The sequence below is a fragment of the Sphingomonas sp. PWP1-2 genome, assembly GCF_049898305.1.
GTDB lineage: Bacteria > Pseudomonadota > Alphaproteobacteria > Sphingomonadales > Sphingomonadaceae > Sphingomonas > Sphingomonas glacialis.
In genome coordinates this window covers 748,853-772,357 of record NZ_JAFCXM010000001.1, presented here as the reverse complement: position 1 = coordinate 772,357, position 23,505 = coordinate 748,853, and the positions used below count along the sequence as shown (strand labels likewise).

Annotated in this window: 18 protein-coding genes and 1 pseudogene; 14 read left to right on the top strand and 5 right to left on the bottom strand. The window is 62.1% G+C overall.

The features are described from left to right. Positions 1-129 precede the first annotated feature (129 nt). Both ACP7C5_RS03790 and ACP7C5_RS03785 read right to left on the bottom strand, forming a co-directional pair. Entirely contained in the window at positions 130-2,241 is a 2,112-nt protein-coding gene (locus ACP7C5_RS03790) for a UvrD-helicase domain-containing protein (RefSeq protein ID WP_426263224.1), read from the bottom strand. Further along, a complete protein-coding gene (locus tag ACP7C5_RS03785) occupies positions 2,234-2,974 on the bottom strand; it encodes a hypothetical protein (RefSeq protein WP_426263223.1) in 741 nt (246 codons plus the stop codon). Before ACP7C5_RS03785 ends, ACP7C5_RS03790 begins: the two co-directional genes overlap by 8 nt. A gap of 922 nt (positions 2,975-3,896) precedes the next feature. Here ACP7C5_RS03785 and ACP7C5_RS03780 point away from each other — a divergent pair. The 11 genes and pseudogenes from ACP7C5_RS03780 to ACP7C5_RS03730 all read left to right on the top strand — a co-directional run bounded on the left by ACP7C5_RS03780 (position 3,897) and on the right by ACP7C5_RS03730 (position 16,303). Next, positions 3,897-4,283, top strand: a complete 387-nt coding sequence (locus ACP7C5_RS03780) for a hypothetical protein (protein ID WP_426263222.1) — start codon at positions 3,897-3,899, stop codon at positions 4,281-4,283. A 195-nt stretch (positions 4,284-4,478) separates the two neighbouring features. Beyond that, on the top strand, positions 4,479-4,697 hold the full coding sequence (locus ACP7C5_RS03775; protein ID WP_426263221.1) for a hypothetical protein: 219 nt from the start codon (positions 4,479-4,481) through the stop codon (positions 4,695-4,697). Then, a complete protein-coding gene (locus ACP7C5_RS03770) occupies positions 4,697-6,754 on the top strand; it encodes an AMP-binding protein (protein WP_426263220.1) in 2,058 nt (685 codons plus the stop codon). Before ACP7C5_RS03775 ends, ACP7C5_RS03770 begins: the two co-directional genes overlap by 1 nt. 14 nt (positions 6,755-6,768) lie before the next feature. Then, positions 6,769-7,832, top strand: a pseudogene (locus tag ACP7C5_RS03765) (MupA/Atu3671 family FMN-dependent luciferase-like monooxygenase). Then, entirely contained in the window at positions 7,826-8,974 is a 1,149-nt protein-coding gene (locus ACP7C5_RS03760) for a type III polyketide synthase (RefSeq protein ID WP_426263219.1), read from the top strand. Before ACP7C5_RS03765 ends, ACP7C5_RS03760 begins: the two are co-directional and overlap by 7 nt. 5 nt (positions 8,975-8,979) lie before the next feature. After that, positions 8,980-10,827 carry an NAD(P)-binding domain-containing protein gene (locus ACP7C5_RS03755; protein WP_426263218.1) on the top strand — a complete coding sequence of 616 codons (1,848 nt, stop codon included), beginning with the start codon at positions 8,980-8,982 and terminating at the stop codon, positions 10,825-10,827. Beyond that, a complete protein-coding gene (locus tag ACP7C5_RS03750; RefSeq protein ID WP_426263217.1) occupies positions 10,820-11,107 on the top strand; it encodes a 4Fe-4S dicluster domain-containing protein in 288 nt (95 codons plus the stop codon). The genes ACP7C5_RS03755 and ACP7C5_RS03750 overlap by 8 nt, the downstream gene beginning before the upstream one ends. Before the next feature lie 2 nt (positions 11,108-11,109). Then, complete coding sequence (locus ACP7C5_RS03745) at positions 11,110-11,556, top strand: hypothetical protein (RefSeq protein WP_426263216.1); 447 nt, start codon at positions 11,110-11,112, stop codon at positions 11,554-11,556. Then, positions 11,553-12,008 (top strand): DUF2141 domain-containing protein, encoded by a 456-nt coding sequence (locus ACP7C5_RS03740; protein ID WP_426263215.1) that lies wholly within the window; start codon positions 11,553-11,555, stop codon positions 12,006-12,008. Before ACP7C5_RS03745 ends, ACP7C5_RS03740 begins: the two co-directional genes overlap by 4 nt. 288 nt (positions 12,009-12,296) lie before the next feature. Then, the gene (locus ACP7C5_RS03735) at positions 12,297-13,244 is read left to right on the top strand and encodes an efflux RND transporter periplasmic adaptor subunit (protein ID WP_426263214.1); all 948 of its coding nucleotides are present in this window, start codon (positions 12,297-12,299) and stop codon (positions 13,242-13,244) included. Then, the gene (locus ACP7C5_RS03730; RefSeq protein ID WP_426263213.1) at positions 13,241-16,303 is read left to right on the top strand and encodes an efflux RND transporter permease subunit; all 3,063 of its coding nucleotides are present in this window, start codon (positions 13,241-13,243) and stop codon (positions 16,301-16,303) included. The genes ACP7C5_RS03735 and ACP7C5_RS03730 overlap by 4 nt, the downstream gene beginning before the upstream one ends. On the opposite strand, the gene ACP7C5_RS03725 is transcribed toward ACP7C5_RS03730, so the two are convergent. Then, positions 16,230-16,598, bottom strand: a complete 369-nt coding sequence (locus ACP7C5_RS03725; protein WP_426263212.1) for a hypothetical protein — start codon at positions 16,596-16,598, stop codon at positions 16,230-16,232. The genes ACP7C5_RS03730 and ACP7C5_RS03725 overlap by 74 nt on opposite strands. 379 nt (positions 16,599-16,977) lie before the next feature. On the opposite strand from ACP7C5_RS03725, the gene ACP7C5_RS03720 reads away from it, so the two are divergent. Genes ACP7C5_RS03720 through uxuA form a run of 3 tightly spaced genes read left to right on the top strand, consistent with a single transcriptional unit; the run spans position 16,978 to position 22,162 of the window. After that, positions 16,978-19,671: a glycoside hydrolase family 2 TIM barrel-domain containing protein gene (locus ACP7C5_RS03720; RefSeq protein ID WP_426263211.1), complete on the top strand. Its 2,694-nt coding sequence runs from the start codon at positions 16,978-16,980 to the stop codon at positions 19,669-19,671. Between the two features lie 31 nt (positions 19,672-19,702). Next, a complete protein-coding gene (locus ACP7C5_RS03715) occupies positions 19,703-20,992 on the top strand; it encodes an MFS transporter (RefSeq protein WP_322162819.1) in 1,290 nt (429 codons plus the stop codon). A gap of 9 nt (positions 20,993-21,001) precedes the next feature. Next, complete coding sequence (gene uxuA / locus ACP7C5_RS03710; RefSeq protein WP_426263383.1) at positions 21,002-22,162, top strand: mannonate dehydratase; 1,161 nt, start codon at positions 21,002-21,004, stop codon at positions 22,160-22,162. Between the two features lie 18 nt (positions 22,163-22,180). Here uxuA and rsgA read toward each other — a convergent pair whose 3' ends face one another. Then, on the bottom strand, positions 22,181-23,257 hold the full coding sequence (gene rsgA, locus ACP7C5_RS03705; protein ID WP_426263210.1) for a ribosome small subunit-dependent GTPase A: 1,077 nt from the start codon (positions 23,255-23,257) through the stop codon (positions 22,181-22,183). Next, a complete protein-coding gene (locus ACP7C5_RS03700; RefSeq protein ID WP_165954417.1) occupies positions 23,244-23,387 on the bottom strand; it encodes a hypothetical protein in 144 nt (47 codons plus the stop codon). The genes rsgA and ACP7C5_RS03700 overlap by 14 nt, the downstream gene beginning before the upstream one ends. Between the last annotated feature and the right edge of the window lie 118 nt (positions 23,388-23,505).

The following is a 23,505-nucleotide window of genomic DNA, read 5'->3' as shown; positions in this document are numbered from 1 at the left end:
TCTATGGCAGACACTGTCCTCGACAAACCATTCGTAAATCGCGCCCGAACCCACTTTTCAATGCCATCGGACAAGCGCCAAAGTGTTGGCCACGAAAACGTCTTGCCGCCAGTAGGTTTGGGAAGCGTCTTAAACTGCGAGTAACTTCTCGTCCGCCGCATTTGATAGAACGAGCGGCACGTATCCCGAACAGAAGATATTTAGGGATTCTGTGGCACGGCTACACGATAGATAAACAGAAACCATTTCTCGGAGGCGACCGAACTGGGAGCTTGGCTGCGAAATTCCTAGAGCTAGAACTACAACATGTGAAAATTGGGTTCCTCCCACAAACTGCCAGGGAGAAACAACGATTGACTTCCTACTATACGAGAGTCTTTCAACATCATCAAAGCTCTCAAGTCTGATCGTTTTTAACCCGAGTTCCTTTAACTTAGATGATATCGCCGCATCAACGTCCCCGAGGGTAACAACGCAAATACGATCATTTGTCTGTGCCCCCGCGTAGATATCTGCGATATACTTAGACGCTTGGGAAACAGCCTCATCGTCTGTCGCAAAGGACCGCATTGCGGGGCGTTCCTTGCCGGCACCACGGGTATCGTGAATTTTGAGAGGAAGAGCATTTAATGGGAATTGCTGATATATGTAGCTAATAAACTCGAAAATCTGAACGTTGAAACGGTGGACCACCTCAAGATAAACCGGCGTGTTATCAACTGTAGCACGTCGCGAATTCAATGACGAAAACACGCCTTGAGCTGGATCTTCAGCAGTAACGAACGGGACGCCTCTCCTTGATCGACCAAGGAGCTGCAGCGATGTTCTTTCTTGCGGATCAAACACCTGTAATTCGTCGATCAGAATATAATCATAACCTTCCGTTTCTTTACGCATTCTCCATGTGAACGTCTCCAAAACTCTAATCGAGTCGAGAATAAATTGATCGGTAGTAATCGCGGAACGGTCAACAAGTTCCTGCATAAATAACTTATAGACTGCGATCACATAGCCCCTATCCGCTATAGAATCAAATGGGGGCATCCAATCCTCGCGAGGGGAGGAAAGATATTCTTGAATCGACTCCTGATCATCAGGCGCAACTCCAGACGCGGTCAATACACCGGATAGTTCCTCATAAAGGTTCAGTGTCAAATCTAGTCGCTGGCGACTGTCTCGTGAGGCGGTAACAGCGCTACTTATCCAGTCTGCTATTCCAGGGTGATTTACTATATCGAGTTTGAGGATTATTTCACCGATAATTTCAATCGATTTGACTCTGCCATCCGTAGAATCATCGCCAATCACATTGGTCTTCTGCTGCCCAATGTGTCCCGCATGAAGTTCCAGCAGTGACAAAAGAGGAAACACTGTTATTTTATCCGGGGAGAACCCTCCATTTAATGTGCTGAGAACGCCATCAATTCGCTCTGACATAGCCCAGCTATGCGTAGCGACTAGCAACCGCTTCCCCTCACCTTCAACACTTTTGTCGCGAGCAATCTGGATCGCTCGCATACATAATGCCAAAGTTTTGCCCGATCCTGCCGGGCCAACAATACGCACAGATGTATTTATGTCATTTGCAAGGACATCTTTCTGGGAGTCGGATAGAAGTTTTAACCACTCCTCGTAAGATCTTCCTTCAACGACAGACCCACTTCCAATCGCTTTCAGATCAAATTCTTGTGCGATCGAGTTGAATTCCGCAAGTTCTCGACTTTCTACCTCATAAGATAGAAACGTCGAAATGAGATTGTGAATTTCATCGGGCCAGTCACTGGGCACAAACGCTGCCAAATCGACCGCAAACTCGGTGGACGTCAGAAAGTCGAACTTTACACATCCGACCTCACTATTTATATCAACAACCCACCGCAGACTGGAAACCTCACGTGGTAGGGCAAAGAATGTTAGGAGGTTTTTATGGTGATATTCCGACCACTGTCGCGGTAGATGGACCGGTGGCGACTTCATGCCTTTTATGACCCGAGCAACACGCCGAAATGCTTCGCTCGGGCTGCCCCCTTCGCTATGAAGAATCTCGAGCCAATCCTCTCCGATTAGCGCCAGTATAGGAGACGTTGGTTCATTAGCTATCCGGTAGCCAACTGTAGATTCATTGACGACAACTTTATAAATGCCAAAGTCTTCCAACGGAAGCATAGAATCCGCAGAAAATTCACCCGAAACAAGTGCCGCGTCGAGAGCGGACTCACTAATTAAAATATATTTAGACATGGCTATATGCGTCCTCGACGGCCTGATCCATTCCGTCTTCAATATTTGGCAAACCGATATCTGAAAAAACCTGTGCCAGAAGCTGGGTTAATCGATACCGGAACGGAGAGTCGAGACGAGCGATCCTTTCGCCTGGTCGTGCGCTAACTTCTGAAGTCCGTATTGCGATATCTCCAAGCGGAACCTGCCAGATGTGCCTTATCCAAGCTATCCGACCGGAAATTCCTAATTTCCCAGCGTCAGGAAGGACCAAAATATCGCCCCGGCTGCGTATCTGATCACGAAGCGCGTCCTTCTTTTTCGCACCACTATTTATTTTCTGCATCAACGTCACATATGAATCGACCAGGATCAGTTCCGAAACACCCAATACGAAATCTGTAGCCACACCTTCTGTATTGCTATCTCGGCTCTTAACGGGTCTAGCGACGCTATTTAAAATGGTTAATTTTGTATCACGGTCTTGCCGGGCATCAATTGAGTGAGCCTTAAATGTGTAGGCTTCAATAAGATCGCGCTTTCGCTCGCAATCTTCGAGAAGAAGATAGCGCTCAAGTATAGTTCGTGCCTCCATTACTGGGACCAACGTGACTAAGCGGGCGTGCTTTTTCTGCTCGAGATCGCAATCGGCCGTGACGATTATACCGGCTGTCCGGAGCGGACTTTCGGGCTTGTCGAAAAGAATTAAGTCGCCTTGGCGAAGTTTCGCGTCAGGGCCGACAGCGTCGTCCAACGACCAGCCTGGAACATCGTTCTGCACAACCGAGCCTACCAAAACTATCTCCGCGAGCAAGGCGCTTGTGGTCAGTTGCCCACCGCCGTCTGATTCGGCCGCAAGACTAACTGGACCGCGGCGAATGGTCGAGGCGGTTGCTCGGCGGCCGATGACTCTCTGTGTCTAACGAACAGGCGATCGTTTACGCGGCGCGATAAATCGATGCCGTCTTCAGTGAACGCCGCCTTGTGATCCCAAGTCGCGATCACCGCTTTCGATATTGGCCCTTGCGCATTGGCGCTGCAAATTACATTTTGCGGCGGCAATAGCGTCACGAGTGCAGCGTGGGGGTATAGCGACGGTCCATGTCGGGTCTGAAAGTCCAGCTTTTCTGGGCTTTTTATTGCCGGCAACCCCCTCCCGTAGGGGTCACCATCGCCAAACAAAAATTGTCGGGCTTTGTGACCGTGCGGCGAGATCCGCATCCGCGTTTTGGTTTCACCCTTTGTGTCGGCGCGACTTGACTGCCTCGGGCCTATCTGGACGATTGGTTGCCCTCCTTCGATCAGGGTCAAACACTCGACGGTCTCCGGCATAGGGGCTGCGCCAGCGCTACGCGGGCGTCGACCGAAGGGCGGCGCCGGGCGCTGCGTCCTGGCCGATGCCGAGCGGCTCAGCCGGTGGCATACGCAGCGTGGGATTGGCGAAGAGCGTCCACGACAGGGAGCGGTTCCGGTCTGATGCAGCCGATGCGCGCACCGTAGGGCGCGACGTTGCGTCGATGACTGCCGGCAGACGGCTGATCTTCTGCGACAGGCGTCACGATCAACATGGTCCGATATGAGTGCCAAGGGCGTAAAGCGCAGCGCGTCAACGGCTTCGAGCTCGTTGCCGATCGGCGGATCACGGCCGTCTTGCCGGGCTCGACCGCAAGGGCATCATGACACCGCTGATCGTCGGTCAACCGATGAACCGGGCGATCTTGCTGGACTACGCCTGGCAGTCTCTGGTTCCCGCGCTCCAAGGCGGTGACATCGTCAGATGCCTCCGCGTTTCAAGCCGTAAAGACACCGAGACCGCACAGATCATCGCCGACAAAGGCGCGACGTCGCGCTTCCTCCTGCGCTACTCACCCGGTCTGAACCCGATCGAAATGGCCATCTCCAAGGCAAAAAATCGCTCCGGACGCTGGGACCGCATCGGTCACCGTGTCGATCTGTTTCCGACCGACGAATGCCGAAACTGGCTTCGTTATGCCGAAGGGACGCCGACAGGGTCACCAGCCGCTATAAAAATCCATTTTAGCTCGAAGGCGTACAAATTATAACCAGAATCGCCTTAGTTACCTACATTGATTACCCAGAATTATTGCTCATCAATCAGAATATGCATATGCTTCTTTTAATTACTACGAACGATCAAATACATTCATTTGAATTATGGAAATTTATAAATCGTATTTTATGTAAACCCATATTTATGAATCTCTCTATTGCCGTAATTTATTTAGTCGGGAGGGGGTATGAAGAACTCTTATATTTTTACGGCGTTCCGTAATTATAGTACTCGGCCCGACATTCCCGAAAATTGGGATACCCTCTGCTCCATTACCAAGGCGGTGGATCGCCGCAGGCAACATAACATCGAATTGCGGCGCGCGCGTCGCCAGACGTTACCAGAAATTTGGCAGACCGTCGCGATCGGCGGGTTCGCTAGCAACGCTAACGCGATGCAGACCTGATGCGCACCGCCATCATTCCTGCACCGTCGCTGTCGACGCCCGCTAGGGGCGTTACGGTTGCACAGACCATCCTCGAGCGGTTGAGGATCCTGGCGGAAGAGCGGCCTGATACGCGCGCCTTCGTCCATTTGCAGGATGGTCAGGTGGCTGGCGCGCTGTCCTATGGAGCGCTCCGCTCGCGTGCTGGGTCCATCGGTGCCGGTCTCCAGTCGATTGGCGTACGGCACGGCGAGCGGGTTGTTCTGCTCTTTCCCTCCAGCCTAGATTTCATCGCCAGCTTTCTGGCTTGCCAGTGGATAGGCGCGATCCCGGTTCCCGCTTATCCGCCGCAACGCGATGCTTTGACCGCTCGGCGCATCATCACGCATTGCGAGGCGTCGTGGGTGCTGGCCAGCACGGCTGTGCACCACCGAATCGTCTCCAAATTCGGGGGGCTTTCGCTATCGCCAGACCGGCTCGTCGCCGTCGATACAGATTTCGGCGCCGATGTCGGGGAATGGGTCGCGACGCCACACGAAATCGCGGTGCTGCAATATACGTCGGGATCGACCAGCGCGCCAAAGGGCGTGGTCCTGACCCATGCGAACCTGCTGGCCAATGTCGCGGCCATCACCAGCCATATGGGTGCAACTTTCGGCGAAACGGCCGTCAGCTGGTTGCCCATGTACCATGACATGGGCTTGATCGGCATGGTATTGGGCTCGCTGTATTCCGGCGTTACCCTATACTTCATGGCGCCGACCGAGTTCGTGCGCAATCCGGCCCGTTGGCTTCAGGCCATTGTCGACACGAAAGCGCGCTATAGCGGCGGGCCGAATTTCGCCTATCAACATTGCGTTGACCGAATTGGCCCAGCCGTGATCGCCGATCTCGACCTGTCGGGATGGCGCGTCGCGACCAACGGGGCGGAGCCGGTCAGGAGCGGAGTCCTCGAAGCCTTTTGCGAGAAATTCGCGGAGTGCGGGTTCAGCCGCAAGGCGTTCCTCCCCTGTTACGGCCTCGCCGAAAGCGCGTTGATGGTAACGGGTGTGTCGGTGCAAGATCAGGCAGCCGTCCGTTACGTCGACAAGACCGGCCTCAAACACGGGCGCGTGGTGTTTAGGACGCGAAGCGCCGCTGGAATTCAGCCCTTTGTGAGCTGTGGCAGCGTTATTTCGGGGCATGATCTGGTGATCGCCGATCCGGCCACGGAAGAGCGATTGCCGCAGAACCGCTGCGGGGAAATCTGGGTGTCGGGACCGAGCGTCACACCGGGCTATTGGGTCGCGAATACTGCAGACGCGCCCGACCAGCCCCAGCCGTTCGCCATGCTGGACAACCACGACGGCGAACCCAAGCGCTATCTGCGGACCGGAGACCTCGGCTTCGTCTCGGATGGGCAGTTGTTCGTCACCGGGCGCATCAAGGACCTGATCATCGTGCGCGGGCTCAATTATCATCCGCAGGATCTGGAAGAAGCCGCGTGGCGCTCGCATCCCGCGATCGAGCCAAGCGGTGTTATCGCCTTCCAAGCTGAGCCGTCCAACCCGCTGGATATCATTCTTATTGCCGAGATCCGGCGCGAAATGCTGAGCAAAATAGACTCGGCAGACATTGTCGCGGCGATGCGCAGCGCGCTTTCATCGGAATTCCAGCTTGCCGGTATTGCGGTCGGACTGGTCCGGCCCCGTGCGCTGCCCCGGACAAGCAGCGGCAAGGTCCAACGGTCCCGCGCAAGAGACATGCACGCCGACGGGGAATTCGATTGCCTGGCCTTTGATGACCGTTTGGCACTCCCTGGTACGACAACCGAACTTCTGGCGGCAGATGCAGACGCGGCGATACACCCCCGGTCAGAAACCGAGGCGTGGCTGCTCGAATTGGTGGCGCGCAATCTCAAGATCGACCGGGATCTGGTGCGGTGCGACACGCCGATTATCGACATGGGGATCGATTCGCTTTCGCAGCTGCAATTGACCCACGAAATCAGCGCAAAATTCGGGGTCGAAATTGAGGTCGAGCATTATTTCGACGGCGTCTCCATCCGGGGCGTCGGACAGTTGATCGAAAACGCGTGAACAGCGGCACGACCATGCGGTTCAGCCTCATGTTCTTCGCCAGCGATGGCGTCAAAAGTCCCGACGGGATTTACAGCTATCTGATGGACGCCTGCCGAGTGGCCGATCGAGAAGGGCTCTTGGCCGTCTGGTTGCCGGAACGCCATTTCCACCGCTTTGGCGGCGCTTTCCCGAACCCGGCGGTGGTCGGCGCGGCAGTGGCCGCGGTCACCAGCCGGCTGCGCATTCGTGCGGGAAGCGTCATTCTGCCGCTCAACGATCCGATCCGGATCGCCGAGGAATGGGCGGTTGTCGACAATCTGTCCGACGGGCGCGTCGATCTCGGGTTCGGCCAGGGCTGGAACCCGAACGATTTCGTTTTGATGCCAGACGCCTTTGCCGGCCGCCTGGCAAATTTGCACGACGGGATCGAAACCGTTTCGTCGCTTTGGGCGGGAACCCCGCAAATGCGCCGCAACGGTATCGGCGGGGTGGCCGACGTCCGAACTTTTCCCAGGCCGGTACAGGATAGTTTCGGGCTCTGGCTGACATGCTCGGGGTCGATCGACCGCTTTCGACAAGCCGGCGAGATGGGCGCCAACGTCCTGACCGCGCTGCTGTTTCAGACCATAGCCGAGCTGGCCGAAAAATCACATGCTACCGCGAGGCACGCGAGAAAGCCGGGCATGCCGGGCCTGGGCAGGTCACGCTGATGTTGCATACCTATGTCGGCGAGAGCCGGGAGGGTGTGCGTCGCGCCGTCCGTCAGCCGCTGCTCGGGTATCTGCGCGACTCGACCGATTTGTGGAAACAGCAATTTCCGGCATTTGACGAACTGAGCGATGCCGATCGGGACCGAGTCATCGAATTCGCCTTCGAACGCTATGTGCGGATGCACTCGCTGTGTGGAACTGCGCAGGAGTGCGCCGACCGCGCCGACGCGCTCCGCGCGATCGGCGTGACGGAGATTGCATGTCTGGTGGATTTTGGCGTGCCGACCGACGCCGCCTTAGCCGGGATCAGCCGCATCGCCGCCGTGCAGAACCACCTCCTGGATCACGCAGATACGTCCCCACCCGAGGAGGTTCTTTCATGCTGAAGCCGCCCACCCGACCTAAGGCGCATATCGTCGCGTCCGCCAGTTCTCTCCCAGCGACCTATTACACTCAGGCGGAACTCGCCGAGACGATTGTGGCGTTCCTCGACAAGCACAATCTCGATTTTTCACGGCAGCTTGTCGCAAGTCTTTTCGCCAATGTGCGCGTCGACGGACGGCATTTTGAATTCAGCGTCAGCAATTTCTGCGCGCCGCCAACCATCGCGCATTCGGCCGCTAGCGCAGTCGAGGCGTGCGTGGCGCATTCCGAGACGAACGTCCGCACATTGCTGGCCGATACCGGACTTTGCCCGCGCGACATTGCGCTGATCGCTTCCGTCACCCTGACGCCCGCGGTCCCCAGCATTGAAGCCCGGCTGATGAACCGGATCGATTTCGGAAGAAGCACGCGACGGATGCCGCTAGCCGGCCTTGGGTGCATGGCGGGAGTTGCCGGCATCAATCGCGTGGCAGACTATCTCGCGGGTCATCCCGATGAGGCGGCGATTCTGATATCTTGCGAACTGTCATCCGGCCTCTGGCAGGGTTCGGTTCAAGCGGATCTTCAGAAGATGATTACGCGCCTGGAAGGCGAGCCTCATCTCTATGGCGAAATCGTCATGGCGCTTGTCACGGCGGCGCTGTTTGGTGACGGGTCGGGTGCAGTGATGCTGGTGGGAGATGAACATCCACTGGCCGACCGGGCCGTGCTGTCCGTTATCGACAACCGCTCAAACTGGGTGCCGGATACGGCGCACATCATGGGGCTGGACTATATCGACGAAGGCATGCGCAACATCCTGCGGCCCGAGGTCAAGACCTTTGTCGGGGAGGCGTTGGCGGATGTCATCCTGCCGATGCTGGCTGAATCGAATTTGGCCGTCGCAGATATCGACCATTGGACGCTTCACCCCGGCGGTCCCAAAATCATGGACGCCGCAGAACACGCGTTCAAGCTGTCGGAAGCGATGATGCGCCCGAGCCGCGACATCCTTCGGGACTTGGGCAATATCTCTTCGGCTACCGTATTGGTCATGCTGGATCGCATCATGCGCGGCGGCGACCGACCCACGAACCGCAACGGGCTGCTCGTCGCGATGGGTCCAGGATTCTCGCAAGAAGCCACGCTAGTCCACTGGCACTGACCGCCATGGCGCCGCTTGCCCTGTTCGACGTCGTGGTTGCAGTGACGGCGGCCCAGCTCATCGGGTTGGCATTGTATAGCCGACATAATGTCGTGCGTCGGCTGGCGCACGGCGCGGTCAAGGTCGATGCTAGCGGGATCGGCCGAGCCAACATTGCGCTCAGGTGCGGCTGGATCGTCGCGATGCTCGCGGAAGTGCACTGGCTGAACCGCGGCTTTGATCGCTCGATCGGCCGTGTGGCGATCTCCCTCGCCTTGATCGCGCTCGGCCTGCGCGTTTTGGCGATGATCCGCCTCGGGTCGCGCTGGACGTTGCCGACGATCGTGAAGCCAGGCGAGGCAGCGGAGACCGGCGGCATCTATGCGGTGGTGCGCCATCCCAACTGGCTCGGCGTGATGATCGAGATTGCGGCCGTCCCGATGATCCATGGCGCGTGGATGACGGCGCTGGCGTTTGGCGTCCTGGAGGCAATCCTCCTTTCTGGACGGCGCGCGGTCGAAGAATCGGCGCTCGCCGGCGCGCAGGTCGCGCGCGCCGACCTGCACAGCCCCGATACCGAGCGACATGTGGCTATCGTCGGTGCGGGTGCCGCCGGGCTGGCCGCCGCCAAGGCGCTGCTGGATGCCAATGTGGCGATCACCGTATTCGAACGGCGGCCGGATATTGGCGGGTTGTGGCACGCCGACAGTGGCAGCGGCGTCGCGCGCAACACGCACCTTGTTTCGCCCAAATCGGCACAGGCTTTCTCGGATCAGCCGATGCCCGACGCCTTTCCGACCTATCCGCGCCACGATCTCGTACTGTCCTATCTGCAAGACTATGCGGAATCGTGCGGCTTGCGCGATCATGTCCAGTGCGGACGCGCGCTTGAAAGCGCACGCCGCGACGCGGGCGGCTGGCAACTGCATTTTGCCGACGGCACGCAAGGCCGGTTCAGCCATTTGATCGTCGCCAGCGGCCACCACGACGCCCCGCGGATGCCGGATCTCAACGGCCCGTTTGCCGGGCGAATTCTCCATTCGAAAGACTATACCGGCCCCGAGACGGTCGCCGGGAAGCGCGTGCTGGTGATCGGTGCGGGCCAATCCGCCATGGATGTGCTGTGCGACGCTGCGGCGGTCGCGAAAGCCGTCTACCATAGCACGCGCCGCGGCTTCATTTGCACACCCCGGTTTTTCATGGGTCACCCCACCGAAGCGATGATGGAATCGCCGCCGCCGTTGATCGGTGCGCTGCTGGCGCGCCTACCATTGACCAGCATGTTTCGAATGATCGCGCTGATGTCCGAAACGGTGCTTCGCGTTTCCGGCGCGACAAATGCCAAATTAGGGATCCCACCGTACACAATAGATGACAGCCCGCCACCGCCCACCATGGATCAGCGAGTCTATACCTTCTACGCGATCGGCGACATCATCCATCGCGGGCCGGTGGCGGCGCTTGATAACGAATACGTCACCTTTGCAGATGGAAACCGCGATGCCATCGACTTGATCGTGTGCAGTACCGGGTATCGCGCCGATTTCCCTTTCCTCGATCCCAAGCATCAGCCGACTGACCCGGAGCGTAAAAGCGCGCTGCGGCGGCAGATCTTCCATCGAGATGAACCGACGCTCTTCTTCGTTGGATTGATCCATCCCATCGGCGCGCACTGGCGCGTCTTCGAGTGGCAGGCGCAGTTGATTGCGACATACCTGACCGCCAGCAAGGCACGCCGCACAGCGTTCGATCTCCTGTCCAAGGGTGGCTATCGTCTCGACCGTGACTCCAGCAGCAAGGATGTGTTGATGGTTAACAAACTGGCTTATCGCCGCGTTTTGAAAGCCGAACGGCGGGGGCTGGTCCATGACTGACCCGAACGCGGACCAAAGCGCGCACCGGCCGATCATCGACCGCAACCGCTGCGAAGGCAAAGCCGCCTGCGTGCCTGCATGCCCATGGGACGCGCTTGTGGTGGCGCCGCTGCCCAAGGTCGAACGGCAAGGGCTTTCGCTGCGGGGAATCCTAAAGGGCTATGCCCATGGCTGGCAACAGGCCGTGCTGGTCGATCCGTCCGCCTGCCGCGGCTGTCGCATGTGCGAAGCCGTCTGCCCGGAACAGGCGATCTATTTCTTGTCCGATGGAGGGCGGTAACGATGCCATCGAACACTGACGGCGGACAGCGCCGCATCTCGCAATATTTCTTCTGCTTGGCAGCACTGTGCGGCCTGGGCGGCATGGGCGTCGGCGCGCTGATGGGCCTGAGGGATGACTATACCCTGATCGCCGCACACGCGCATCTCAACTTGCTCGGCTGGGTCACGCTCGCCTTGATGGGGGGCTATTACCGCCATTCGCCAGCCCGGCCGCGCTGGTCGTTCCTCAATCTCCTGATGTCGGGTTGCGGCGGGCTGGTGCTACCCCTCGCCCACGCTCTGCGTGCGCTGGGTTCGGACTTGGATTGGGTGTTCAAGCTGGGGGCGACGACTGCGCTTGCCGGCATGGCCCTGTTTCTGGGTGCGGTGATCCTCGACACGCGCGGTAAGCCGGACTTGCTCCACCGGCAGAGCAACACTCGCCCTGAGACTAGGAAAGAGTCATGAAGATGAAAAACTTTGCTTTGCTCGCTGTCGCCGCCGCCACCGCAACCGCACCGTGTACAGGTGCAGCGCAAGAGCCCGCGCGTTCCAGCATCGTAGTGACGGTATCAAACCTGAAAACCGGAACCGGCCAGATGCACTGCACGCTGTTCCGCTCGGCCCAGGGCTTTCCCCGCCAGCCCGAACTGGCAGCCAAGCGGATCATCGGGACAGTATCGGGCAGAACAGCAACCTGCGTCTTCCAAGGCGTCGAAACCGGCCCGGCCGCGATCACCGCCTTTCATGATGAAAACAGCAACCAGAAGCTCGATATGACGCTTGGCGTCCTGCCCAAGGAAGGGCTTGGCTGGAGCAACAATCCCAAAGTCTGGATGAAACCTCCCGACTTCGCGCAAGCGCGTTTCATGGTTGGCAATGACCCGACCTATATTCAAATTCGTCTCAATCAGAGATAGACTGATCGGATAAAACCGTCGTATCTTTCGAAAGATTTGCGGCCCTCAGTGTCACTTCGTAAATATAGATCTAGTTTTTAGCATATTACTGATTCTGATCGATTATTTGTTTCTATCGCCTACTTGCGGCAAAGGAGACGATTGATTTTTTGTCTGACGACGAACCGCGCGGGACTGCATCGGCGACATGGGGCGTACACGCGAAGGCTTATCGGCCTTGTCCTGTGTGCCGTGGTGAGTGCGTGTGGGACTCGAGCCGTCGAAAACGATGTCCCGCAGCTCCCGCAGGTGCGGATTGCACAAATCGGTGGCACCGCGATTGCGCCGACCGTTGCCGGGGTCGGCACCGTGGCACTCCGCCGCGAGACATCGCTCGGCTTCACCAGCGCGGGCCGGATCGCGCGGCTCGGCGTCAATGAAGGCGACACCGTTCGGCGCGGGCAGATCCTCGCCGCGCTCGATACCACGACGGTCGCCGCCGATCTGACACGCGCGACCGCCGAGCGCGAGCGCGCGCGCGCGGAATATGCGCGGAGCGACGGATTGATGCAGCAAGGCTGGATCACGCGGCCACGCCTCGAAAGCGCGCGCGCAGCACTGCTCGCGGCCGAGGCGCAAGTCCGTGCGGCGGGGTTCCAGCGCGCGAATGCGACGATCGCCGCGCCCGGCCCCGGCACCGTGCTCGCGCGGCTCGCCGAGCCGGGGCAAGTCGTTGCCGCGGGGACGCCAGTGCTCGTGATCGGCGAGGAAGCGAGCGGCTATGTGCTGCGTTTACCGGTGTCGGACCGGGATGCCGCGCGTCTCACGCTCGGCGCGGCGGCGCAAACCACGCTTGCCGCGCTCGGCGATGCTGTGATCGTCGGGCGCGTGATCGAGATAGCGGGCCGCGCCGATCGGGCGACCGGCACCTTCGCGGTCGAGATCGCGCTGCCCGACGACAAGCGCTTGCGGTCGGGCCAGATCGGCAATGCCAGGATCACCGCAAACGGCGTCGGTGCGACCACGCTCGCAGTCCCGCCGAGCGCGGTGTTCGGCCCGCGCGCGGGCGAGGCACTGGTCTATGTCGTCGATCTCGCCACGTCGCGGGTGCATTTGCGCAAGATCCACATTGGCGAGGCGAATGACGCGGGCATTGGCGTGACCGGCGGCATCAAACCCGGCGAATGGGTCGCGCTGTCGCGCGTCGACCGGCTGACCGACGGCATGAAGGTCGCGCCGCTCGGCCCCGCCCGATGAACCTGACCGCCTTTGCGGTGCGGCGCTGGCAGGTGACGTTGGTCGCCTTCGTGCTGCTCGCATTGCTGGGCGTATCGGCGTTCCTCGCAATACCGCGCTCGGTCGATCCGCATTTTCCAATCCCGACTGTGGTGGTGACGGTCATCCTGCCCGGGGCGGACGCCGCCGATATGGAGGAGACCATCGCCAAGCCGCTCGAGGACGTGCTGCAGGGCCTCGACAAGATCGACGAGATTCGCTCGACCAGTACCGATGGCACGGCGGTCATCTCGGTCAATTTCGAACATGGCACCGACGCCGAACAATCGCTCGACCGCGTCGTGCGCGAAGTGCAATCGGTGCGCGACCGCTTGCCACAGGGGATTCAACGCATCGCCTTCCGCCGCCCGCGTACGACCGAGGCGGGGGTGTTGCAGCTCGCCTTGGTCAGCGACACCGCGAGCTGGCGCCGCATGGCGAAGTTCGCCGAGGACATGCGCGACCGGCTGAACGTCGTTCGCGGCGTGCGCTCGACCAGCATCGACGGCGCGGCCAGCCCCGAGGTGCGCGTCGCGATCGATGCCGGGCGGCTGGCCGAGGCGCGCATCCCTGCCTCCGCTGTTGCCACCGCGATCCAGCAGGGCGGGGTCGATTTGCCGGCCGGCACGCTGAACGCTGCAGGTCGGCGCTACAATCTCGATGCGGGCGGCGCCTACCGTGATGTCGAGGCGATCCGCGCGGTCCCGGTACGCGCGGGTGATGGTCGGCTGGTGCGCGTCGGCGACATCGCGACCGTCGATTGGAGCGAGGCCGAGCAGACGCATATCGCGCGCTTCAACGGACACCGCGCCTTGTTCGTGACCGTGCGGCAGAAGGATGAGGCCGATGCGGGGACGTTGCGCAACGATCTTGTTGCGGCGATCGGGAGAGTCCGCACGCAATTGCCGCCCGATCTGAAGCTCGAGATCGGCTTCGACCAGAGCAACGACATCCAGCGCAAACTCGCACAACTCGCGCGCGATTTCGCGATCGCGCTGGCGCTGGTGCTGGTGACGATCCTGCCGCTCGGGTTCCGCCCGTCGCTGATCGTCGCGATCTCGATACCCTTGAGCCTGGCGATGGGCGTGCTGCTGCTTGCCCTGCTCGGCTATTCGCTCAACCAGATCAGCATTTCGGGCTTCATCATCTCGCTCGGACTGCTGGTCGACGATTCGATCGTGGTGACCGAGAATATCGAGCGCCATCTGCGCGACGGCGACACGCCAACCGATGCCGCGATCAACGGCACCAACGAGATCACGGCGGCAGTGATGGGCGCGACCGGCGTGCTGCTCTTCGCCTTCCTGCCCCTGACCTTCCTGCCCGAGGGGGCGGGCGATTTCGTGCGCGGATTGCCGATGGCGGTGCTCGTCACGGTGGCGAGTTCGCTGCTCGTGTCGCTGACGATCATCCCATTCGTCGCGAGCAAGCTGCTGCGCCCGCACGCCGGCGCGGGCAATGCGCTCCTGCGCTGGATCATGGCGGGGATCCACCGCATTTACGCGCCGATCCTGCACCGCGCGCTCGATCGGCCGCGCACGTGGTTCTGGGCGGCGATGGCAGTGTGTGTCGGTGCGTTCGCGCTCGTCCCGGTGCTGGGCTTCAGCCTGTTTCCCGCCGCCGAGACGCCATATTTCATCGTTCGCGTCGAAACGCCCGAGGGCAGCACGATCACCGCGACCGACCGCGCCGTGGCGCAGGTCGCGGCGATCCTCCGGCGCGAGCGGGTGGTGGCCAACGTCATGGAAAATGCCGGGCGCGGCAATCCGCAAATCTTCTACAACATCTTCCCGCGCGAGGAGCGTGCGCGCTACGGCGATATCTTCGTGACGATGCAGGATTGGGACGTGCGTGAAAGCCCCAAGCTGTTGAAACGCCTGCGCACCACACTCGCCGCCTATCCCGATGCGCGCGTGACCTTGGTCAATTTCGAAAATGGCCCGCCGGTCGAAGCCCCCGTCGCGGTGCGGATCAGCGGACCGGATCTCGCCGTGTTGAAAACGCTGTCAGACCGGGTCGGTGCGGCGCTGACACAAATTCGGGGCTTGCGGGATATCGACAATCCCTTTGCGTTCGACCGGGTCGACATGGATCTCGGGCTCGATGCCGCGAAGGCCAGTCTGCTCGGCGTTGCGCCGGGCGAAGCGCGGCGTGCGGTTCGGCTCGCGATCAGCGGCGAGCAAGCGAGCCGGTTGCGCGACAATGAAGGCGATACCTGGCCCGTCACCGTCCGCCTCCCGATGGCGACGAACCAGCCGGTCTCGGCGCTTTCGAGCATTTATGTGCCGACACTCGCCGGCGGCAGCATCCCCTTGCTCGAGATCGCATCCCCCAAGCTGACGAGCGTGCCGCCGCTGATCACGCGCTACAAATTGCAGCGCACCGTCACGATCACCGCGTACAATCAGCCGGGCGTGTTGACCTCCAACCTCAACACTGCGGTGACGCAACGGCTGGCAAAGATCGACCTGCCAGCCGGCTACAGCTTCGGCATCGGTGGCGAGGCGGAGGCGGCGCGGCGCAATTTCTCCGGGCTTGGGCCGATCATCCTGCTCGCGACCTTCGGGATTTTCGGCGTGCTGGTGCTCGAATTCGGGCGTTTCCGCGAGACGATGGTGGTGGCGGGGGTGATTCCGCTCGGCACCGTCGGCGGGCTGGTGGCGATGCTGTTGACGGGCAATTCGCTGTCGTTCCTCGCGATCATCGGCTTCGTCGCGTTGATCGGGATCGAGATCAAGAATTCGATCCTGCTGGTCGATTTCACCACGCAACTGCGCGCACGCGGGATGCCGCTCCGCGAAGCGATAGAGAAGGCGGGCGAGATCCGCTTCCTCCCGGTGCTGCTGACCTCGGTCACCGCCATCGGCGGGTTGCTTCCGTTGGCGCTCGGGGGATCGTCGTTGTATTCTCCGCTGGCGTGGGTGATCATCGGCGGGCTGATCAGCTCGACCTTCCTCAGCCGGATCGTCACGCCGGTGATGTACCTGCTCGCCATTCGAGGCGAAGAAGCCAAACGCTTAGCAGCAGCGCCAATCGCATAGGGAGTTGCATCATCCTGGTGCAAAAGGCGACGGCACGCATCAGATCGCAATCATCCACGGCGTCGTCGATGCCGATGTCGAGCGAAGTGTTGGTCGGTACAGCGCCGGTAGGGGCGGTCAGGCTCGGCGCGAGGCGCGTGAGGTCGGTCACGGTAGCGACGTTGCGGTTGATCGGCGTGCCGTCCGAGATCGCGGTGACGGCGACCGGCACGTCCTGAATAGCCTGTTCGCGCTTCTGCGCGGTAACGACGATGTCGGTCAGAGTGCCGTCGGCGACGGGCGCTGTCGTCGCCACTTGGGGAGCGACCGCGCTGTCGCGAGTGGGGCACGGGCGCCGTTGCCGCGCGGCTCACTGGCGCCGAAACGGAGTGGCGAATGCCATTGCCGCTACGCCACCGAGCCAAACGATACCCTTGCGCATAAATCCTTACCCTCAAAAGACACCGCGTAGCCGCAGTTTGGTCTAGCCACTTGGCCGCGCCTTACGGTCAGTTAAAACGTGATGTGGTTAGATCACCGTCAGGTTCTGCCACAAATTACCCGGATTATCCTCATTTTGCGGCCATCGGCGCATTTCCATTTCGGCGAGGTAGAAAGTTGCGACTGGCACTGCACACTATCTGGTAAGACCGCATCGGCAATGATATCGATGGTCGGATAGGAGAGCGAAAACCATGAACGACCGTCTTATGCGCGGGATCGCCGCCGCAACGCTTGTCTCTGCGACCGCACTGATGATGGCGTCCGCCCCGGCCATCGCGGCGGAAGCGGCAGCGAGCGATGCCCGGGTTGCCAGCACGCTGGCGACCGGCTGGCGGTTCCACCAGGGCGATGCGCCAGAGGCGGTGACCACCCCCGGGTTCGACGATGCTGACTGGCAGTCGGTTGCAGTGCCGCACACGTGGAATCGCGTCGGCTTCTATCGCCCCGATCCGCAAAGTCACATCAACCGCGCCGATACGATCAACAAGACGCAGGGCCTCGGCTGGTATCGCCAGCGGTTCGCTGTGCCCGCGGCAATGCGCGGCAAGCGCATCTGGCTCGAATTCGACGCCGCCAGCCGCACCGCGAGCGTATGGCTCAACGGCACCAAACTCGGCGACCATGCCGGCGGCTTCTCGCGCTTCCGGCTCGATGCCACCAATGCGCTGCGCGCCTCGGGCGACAATGTGCTAGTGGTGCGGACCGACAATAGCGCGCCCGGCGGCAAGGACGCGACGACCGCCGACATCCTGCCGCTGACCGGCGACTTCTTCGTCCATGGTGGCCTTTATCGCCCGGTGCGGCTGATTGCGGTCGATCCGATCCATATCGACTTGGCCGATTTCGGCGGCTCGGGCGTGTCCGCGGCCACCACCGCCGCCACGGCGGCCACCGCGCAGGTCGATGTGCGGACGCGCATCGCCAATGCGAGCCGCCGTTCGGGCGCGGTCCGCATCACCGCCAGCCTGATCGACACGAACGGCCGCGTGGCGGCGTCGCTGCAGACCTCGCAAACGCTCGCCGCGTCGACGACGCAGGAAGCGGCACTGAAGCTCACCGTCGCCAATCCGCATCTGTGGCAGGGCGTCGAGGATCCCTATCTCTATACGCTCGCCGTCGATGTCACCGACGCGCGCGGCCGTCTGCTCGATCGCGTGCGCCAGCCGTTCGGGATCCGCACGATCCGGATCGACCCCGACACGGGGCTGTTCCTCAACGGCAAGCACGTCCAGCTTCGCGGCGTCGGCTATCACCAGGATCATGAGGGCAAAGGCTGGGCGATCGACGCCGCCGACGTCGCCGCCGACGTGGCGACGATGCGCGAGATGGGCGTCAACGCGATCCGCCTGACGCATTACCAGCACGGTCAGACGATCCACGATCTCGCCGATCGCTACGGCCTGCTGTTGTGGGACGAGATTCCGCTGGTGTCCGCCTGGACTCGGCGCGGCGAGCTCGAGCCGCGCGCCGCGCTGGTCGACAATGCGCAGCAACAGATGCGCGAGTTGATCCGCCAGAACGGCAACCATCCCTCGGTGGTGACCTGGGGCATCGCCAATGAAGTCGATTTCGGCAATTCCTTCCCGGCCTTCCTGACCGGCTTCCCCGACGGCAAGACGCCCGATCCGATGCCGTTGCTCAAGACGCTGCAGGATCTCACGCATCGCGAAGATCCGAGCCGCCCCACCGCGCTCGCCACGTGCTGTGAGGGGCGGCTGTTCGATCAGGGGGTCGCAATCCCGACCACCGCCACCGCCGCCGATCTCGGCGGCGCCAATCGCTATTTCGGCTGGTATTTCGGCGTGCCCGGCGATCTCGGCCCGCATCTCGACATGCTCCACGCCAAGCGGCCGCAGCAGCCGCTGTCGGTCACCGAATATGGCGCGGGCGGCGCGACCAGCATCCATAGCGACGATGTCCTGGGCGGCCCGATCGATTCACGCGGCGTCACGCAGCCCGAGGAATATGAGAGCTATGTCCATGAGGAGGCATGGCGTGCGCTCAAGGCGCGGCCGTATCTCTGGGGCACGTTCCTGTGGAACGCGTTCGATTTCGCGACGACGATCCGTGCCGAGGGCCACGCGCAGGACATCAACACCAAGGGGCTCGTCACCTATGATCGCGCGATCCGCAAGGACGCCTATTATTTCTACAAGGCGAATTGGAGCGCGACGCCGACGGTCCACATCACCGGCCGACGCTATGCTGATCGCGCCTATCGGGTGACCGACGTGCGCGTCTACAGCAATGCCGCGACGACCGATCTGCTGCTCAACGGACGTTCGCTCGGGCAGCGCAGCGATTGCCCCGACCGGATCTGCGTGTGGCAAAACGTCGCGCTCACCGCCGGCAACAACGCGCTCGTCGCACGGGGCGGCACGGCAGAGGATAGCCTCACCTGGACGCTGTCGCCCGACGCCGCCGCCAACGTGCGGATCGACGCCGGCGCGATCGTCGCGGCGAAGGCGACGGAGCGGTTCGGATCGGACGCTTTCTTCACCGGCGGCAAGACGGGCACGCTGACCAAGCCTGCCGATTACGGCAAGCCCGCCGTCGCAGCGGTGATCGCCGGAGCGCAGGACGCAGCCGTCGCTGCGACCTATCGCGAGGGCCGCTTCAGCTATGCGGTCCCGCTCCCCGACGGGCAGTACCGCGTCGCGCTGACCTTCGTCGAACCGTCGCTGGCGCCCGGCGCTCGCGTGTTCGACGTCACCGCCAATGGGCGCACGATCGTCCAGGGGCTCGACATCGCGCGCACCGCCGGCGGATCGGCCAAGGCGCTGACCCGCACCGCGACCGTCACCGTCCGTGGCGGCAAGCTCGACCTGGCGTTCGTGCCGCGCACTGGCGACGCGATCGTCTCGGCAATCGAGATCCTGCGATGATCGCGCCGACCCGCCAGCGGAGGATTGCGGCATGGCATTGAGGATCGCCGGTCGCGGTTGGCGCGACGTGCCGCTCCGCTGGAAACTGATCGGGCTCGTCACGCTGGGGACGATCCTCAACTATCTCGCGCGCTCGACCCTGTCGGTCGCGGCACCGCGTCTGAAGACCGAATTCGGCATGACGACCGAGGATTACAGCTGGGTCGTGCTCGCCTTCCAGGCGAGCTACACGATCATGCAGACCGTCGCGGGCGGCGTGCTCGATGCGCTCGGCACGCGGCTCGGCTTCTTCCTCTTCGCACTCGGCTGGGCGCTCGCCAACATGGCGCACGCGCTGGCGACCGGCTGGCCGAGCCTCGCCGTGTTCCGCGCGCTGCTCGGCGCGAGCGAAGCGGCGGCCATTCCGGCGGGCGCCAAGACCGTGTCCGAATGGTTCCCCCCGCGCGAGCGCCCGCTTGCGACCAGCGTGTTCCAGATGGGCACCAGCGTCGGCAACATGATCGCGCCGCCGCTGGTCGCCTTCTGCATCCTCGCGTGGAACTGGCAGGCGGCCTTCATCGTCACCGGCGGGCTCAGCCTGATATGGGCGTTGCTATGGTATTGGAGCTATCGCAGCCCGGCCGACCATCCGCGCCTGAGCCCGGCCGAACGCGCGGCGATCACCGCGGCGCGCGACGAGGATGTCAGCGCCAAGCCCGCGACGCGCAAGGACCTGCTGCGAAGCCGCGCCTTCTGGGGTATCGCCGTGCCGCGCTTCCTCGCGGAACCGGCGTGGCAGACCTTCAACTTCTTCATCCCGCTCTATCTCGTGTCGGTGTGGCACCTCGATCTCAAGAGCATCGCACTGTGGGCGTGGATGCCCTTTCTCGCCGCCGACTTCGGCAGCCTTGCCGCGGGCGTGCTGCCGACCTGGTTGATGAAGCGCGGCGTGCCGCTGGTCGCGTCGCGCAAGGTGACGATGACGGTCGGCGCGCTGTGCATGATCGGGCCGGCGTGCATCGGCCTTGCGGGATCCCCCGGCGTCGCGATCATCCTGTTCTGCGTCGGTGGCTTTGCGCATCAAATGCTGAGCGGCGCGCTGATCACGCTGTGCGCCGACATGTTCGACAGCCGGACGGTCGGCACCGCGAGCGGGATGGCCGGTACCTCCGCGTGGATCGGCGGCATGCTGTTCACGCTGCTCATCGGGCAGAGCGCGGACGCATTCGGCTATGACCCGCTCTTTGCCGCCTTGGCGGCGCTCGATCTTCTCGCAGCCGCTGTGCTGTGGAGCCTGTTGCGCGCCAAGCCGCGCGCACCCGTTGAAATGCAGAAAGGCTAATTCGTGTTAATGACACAGACGATGCGCTGGTTCGGTCCGAACGATCCGGTGCAGTTGCGCGCCATTCGGCAAGCGGGCGCGACCGAAGTGGTGACCGCGCTCCACGAAGTGCCGAACGGCGCGGTGTGGGAGCGCGACGCGATCGCCGCGCGCAAGGCAATGGTGCGCGCCGCCGGGCTCGACTGGCGCGTGGTCGAGAGCCTGCCGGTCGACGAAGGGATCAAGACGCGCTCATCCGAGTGGGACCGCCTGATCGCGCAATATTGTCAGAGCCTGACCAACCTCGCGGCCTGCGGCATCGATGTCGTGACCTATAATTTCATGCCGCTGCTCGATTGGACGCGCACCGACCTCGGCTGGGAATTGCCCGACGGCGCGCGCGCGCTGCGTTTCGAGCTGGTCGCGCTCGCCGCCTACGATCTGTTCATCCTGCAGCGGCCGGGGGCGGCCGAGAGCTACGACGCGGCGACCTGCGCTGCGGCCGAGCAGCGCTATGCGACGATGGATGAGGCCGCGCGCCGCGAGCTCGAACGGACGATCATCGCCGGGCTGCCGGGCAGCGAGGAAGGCTTCACCTCGCCTGCCTTCCTGCGCGCGATCGAAACCTATGCCGACATCGACGCCGCCACGCTGCGCGACCATCATGTCGCGTTCCTGGCGGCGGTGTGTCCGACCGCGGATGCGCTGGGCATCCGCCTGGTCGTCCATCCCGATGACCCACCCTTCCCGATCTTCGGCCTGCCGCGCGTCGTCAGCACCGAAGCCGACCTCGCCAACCTCTTCGCGCGCGTACCGAACCGGTCTAACGGGCTGTGCCTGTGCACGGGGTCGCTCGGGGTTCGCGCCGACAACGATTTGCCCGGAATGGTCGATCGGCTCGGCGATCGCATCGGTTTCCTGCATCTCCGCTCGGTCCAGCGCGAGCCCGACGGCGCGTTCCACGAGGCCGAGCATCTCGGCGGCGACGCCGCGATGGCAGCGATCGTCGCGGCAGTGCATCGCTTGTCGGTGCGCGAACACCGCAGCATCCCGATGCGGCCAGACCACGGGCATCAGATGCTCGATGATCTCGCGCGGATCACCAACCCGGGTTACTCGTTGCTTGGCCGCATGCGGGGCCTTGCCGAATTGCGCGGGCTCGAACGGGGTCTCGCTTACGCGGCGGGGTAGCGGGCATGCCCGAAAGCGTCATCGCCTGTTTGCAGCGTTTCCAGGTCGGGAGCGGCGCGCGGCCGCGGCACCGCTGTTTGCCGCATCCTCGTGCGCGAGCTTGCGCCACCGGGCAACGCGGGCGGGATCGAGCTCTCCCGCCGCCATCGCGGCGTTGATAGCGCATCCGGGCTCCGCGATATGCGTGCAATTCGAGAACCGGCAGTCGAGCGCCACGTTCGTGACATCGTCAAAGACCTCGGTCACCCCAGTGCTCACTTCGGACATCTGGAGCTCGCGCATGCCGGGCGTGTCCACCAGCCAGCCACCTTCGTCCGCGCCATTGGCGAGGCGATACATCTCGCGGACCGTCGTCGTGTGGCGGCCCTTGCCGTCGTCCTCACGGACCGCCTGGGTTGCGATGCTGCTCGATCCCGTCAGCGTCTTTACGAGCGTGGACTTGCCGACACCCGATGATCCCACCAGCGCGACGGTCTGTCCGACGCCGCAATAGTCTGCCAGGCGAACGACGCTCGCTGGATCTCGCCCGTCGACGAGTTCCACCTGTAGTCCCGACTGGAGCGCACGCGCTGCATCGACCAACAGCTCAGGCGCAGGCGATAGATCGACCTTCGTCAGGACCACGACGGGACGAACACCCACCTCGCGCGCGAGCACGAGATAGCGTTCCAGCCGCGCGATGTTGAAGTCCTGCTTGCACGCCGTGACGATGAAAAGCGTGTCGACATTCGCCGCGATGAGCTGCACCCGGCGCTCATCCCCGGGGGCAGGCCGCTTGAAAAGGCTCGTCCGCGCAAGGATGCGCACGATGGTTCGGCTGTTCCGGTCGACCAGCAGCCAGTCGCCCACGGTCGGCCTGTCCTCCGCGCCCCCTGCCACGGGCAGACTGGAGGGGATCGAGTCTTCGAGCCCCTCACCCGCAACGGTCACCCTTCCGCGGTGCACCGAAATCACCCGGGCAGGCTGAAAGCTGCGTCTCTCCTCGAGAGAAACCTGCTCGCTGAAGAACGCTTTCCAGCCGAGCTGCGCAAGACTGAGGTCGGACGTTTTCACCGCAACTTCAGCCGTCCTGAGGACGTCCTCATTCATCGGCATCCGGCGTTGCCTGATCGACGGCCCGCTTGTCCGCCTTGGCTTGCGCCTTCTTTGCCGTCTCGGCCGCCTTGGTCTTTTCCCGCTCGCGGCGCTCGAAGTCGTAATTTGTCTTGCGTGGTATGTCGGTCACTCCGAAGCTCGATCGTCCGGCTTGAGCACAGCACTCGCCCCAGGACTCTTGCCTTCCGGCTACACTGATCCGGCGGTCACGACTAGGGTCAGGACGTGCTGCCGTCACAGCGCAGGAT

Bases quoted from the DNA above. Each gene is read 5' to 3' on its own strand.
- ACP7C5_RS03775 (WP_426263221.1), top strand. From the start codon at position 4,479: ATGAAGAACTCTTATATTTTTACGGCGTTCCGTAATTATAGTACTCGG.
- ACP7C5_RS03730 (WP_426263213.1), top strand. From the start codon at position 13,241: ATGAACCTGACCGCCTTTGCGGTGCGGCGCTGGCAGGTGACGTTGGTC.
- ACP7C5_RS03760 (WP_426263219.1), top strand. From the start codon at position 7,826: ATGCTGAAGCCGCCCACCCGACCTAAGGCGCATATCGTCGCGTCCGCC.
- ACP7C5_RS03740 (WP_426263215.1), top strand. From the start codon at position 11,553: ATGAAGATGAAAAACTTTGCTTTGCTCGCTGTCGCCGCCGCCACCGCA.
- ACP7C5_RS03750 (WP_426263217.1), top strand. From the start codon at position 10,820: ATGACTGACCCGAACGCGGACCAAAGCGCGCACCGGCCGATCATCGAC.
- uxuA (WP_426263383.1), top strand. From the start codon at position 21,002: ATGACACAGACGATGCGCTGGTTCGGTCCGAACGATCCGGTGCAGTTG.
- ACP7C5_RS03715 (WP_322162819.1), top strand. From the start codon at position 19,703: ATGGCATTGAGGATCGCCGGTCGCGGTTGGCGCGACGTGCCGCTCCGC.
- ACP7C5_RS03755 (WP_426263218.1), top strand. From the start codon at position 8,980: ATGGCGCCGCTTGCCCTGTTCGACGTCGTGGTTGCAGTGACGGCGGCC.
- rsgA (WP_426263210.1), bottom strand. From the start codon at position 23,257: ATGCCGATGAATGAGGACGTCCTCAGGACGGCTGAAGTTGCGGTGAAA.
- ACP7C5_RS03745 (WP_426263216.1), top strand. From the start codon at position 11,110: ATGCCATCGAACACTGACGGCGGACAGCGCCGCATCTCGCAATATTTC.
- ACP7C5_RS03770 (WP_426263220.1), top strand. From the start codon at position 4,697: ATGCGCACCGCCATCATTCCTGCACCGTCGCTGTCGACGCCCGCTAGG.
- ACP7C5_RS03720 (WP_426263211.1), top strand. From the start codon at position 16,978: ATGAACGACCGTCTTATGCGCGGGATCGCCGCCGCAACGCTTGTCTCT.
- ACP7C5_RS03790 (WP_426263224.1), bottom strand. From the start codon at position 2,241: ATGTCTAAATATATTTTAATTAGTGAGTCCGCTCTCGACGCGGCACTT.
- ACP7C5_RS03780 (WP_426263222.1), top strand. From the start codon at position 3,897: ATGACACCGCTGATCGTCGGTCAACCGATGAACCGGGCGATCTTGCTG.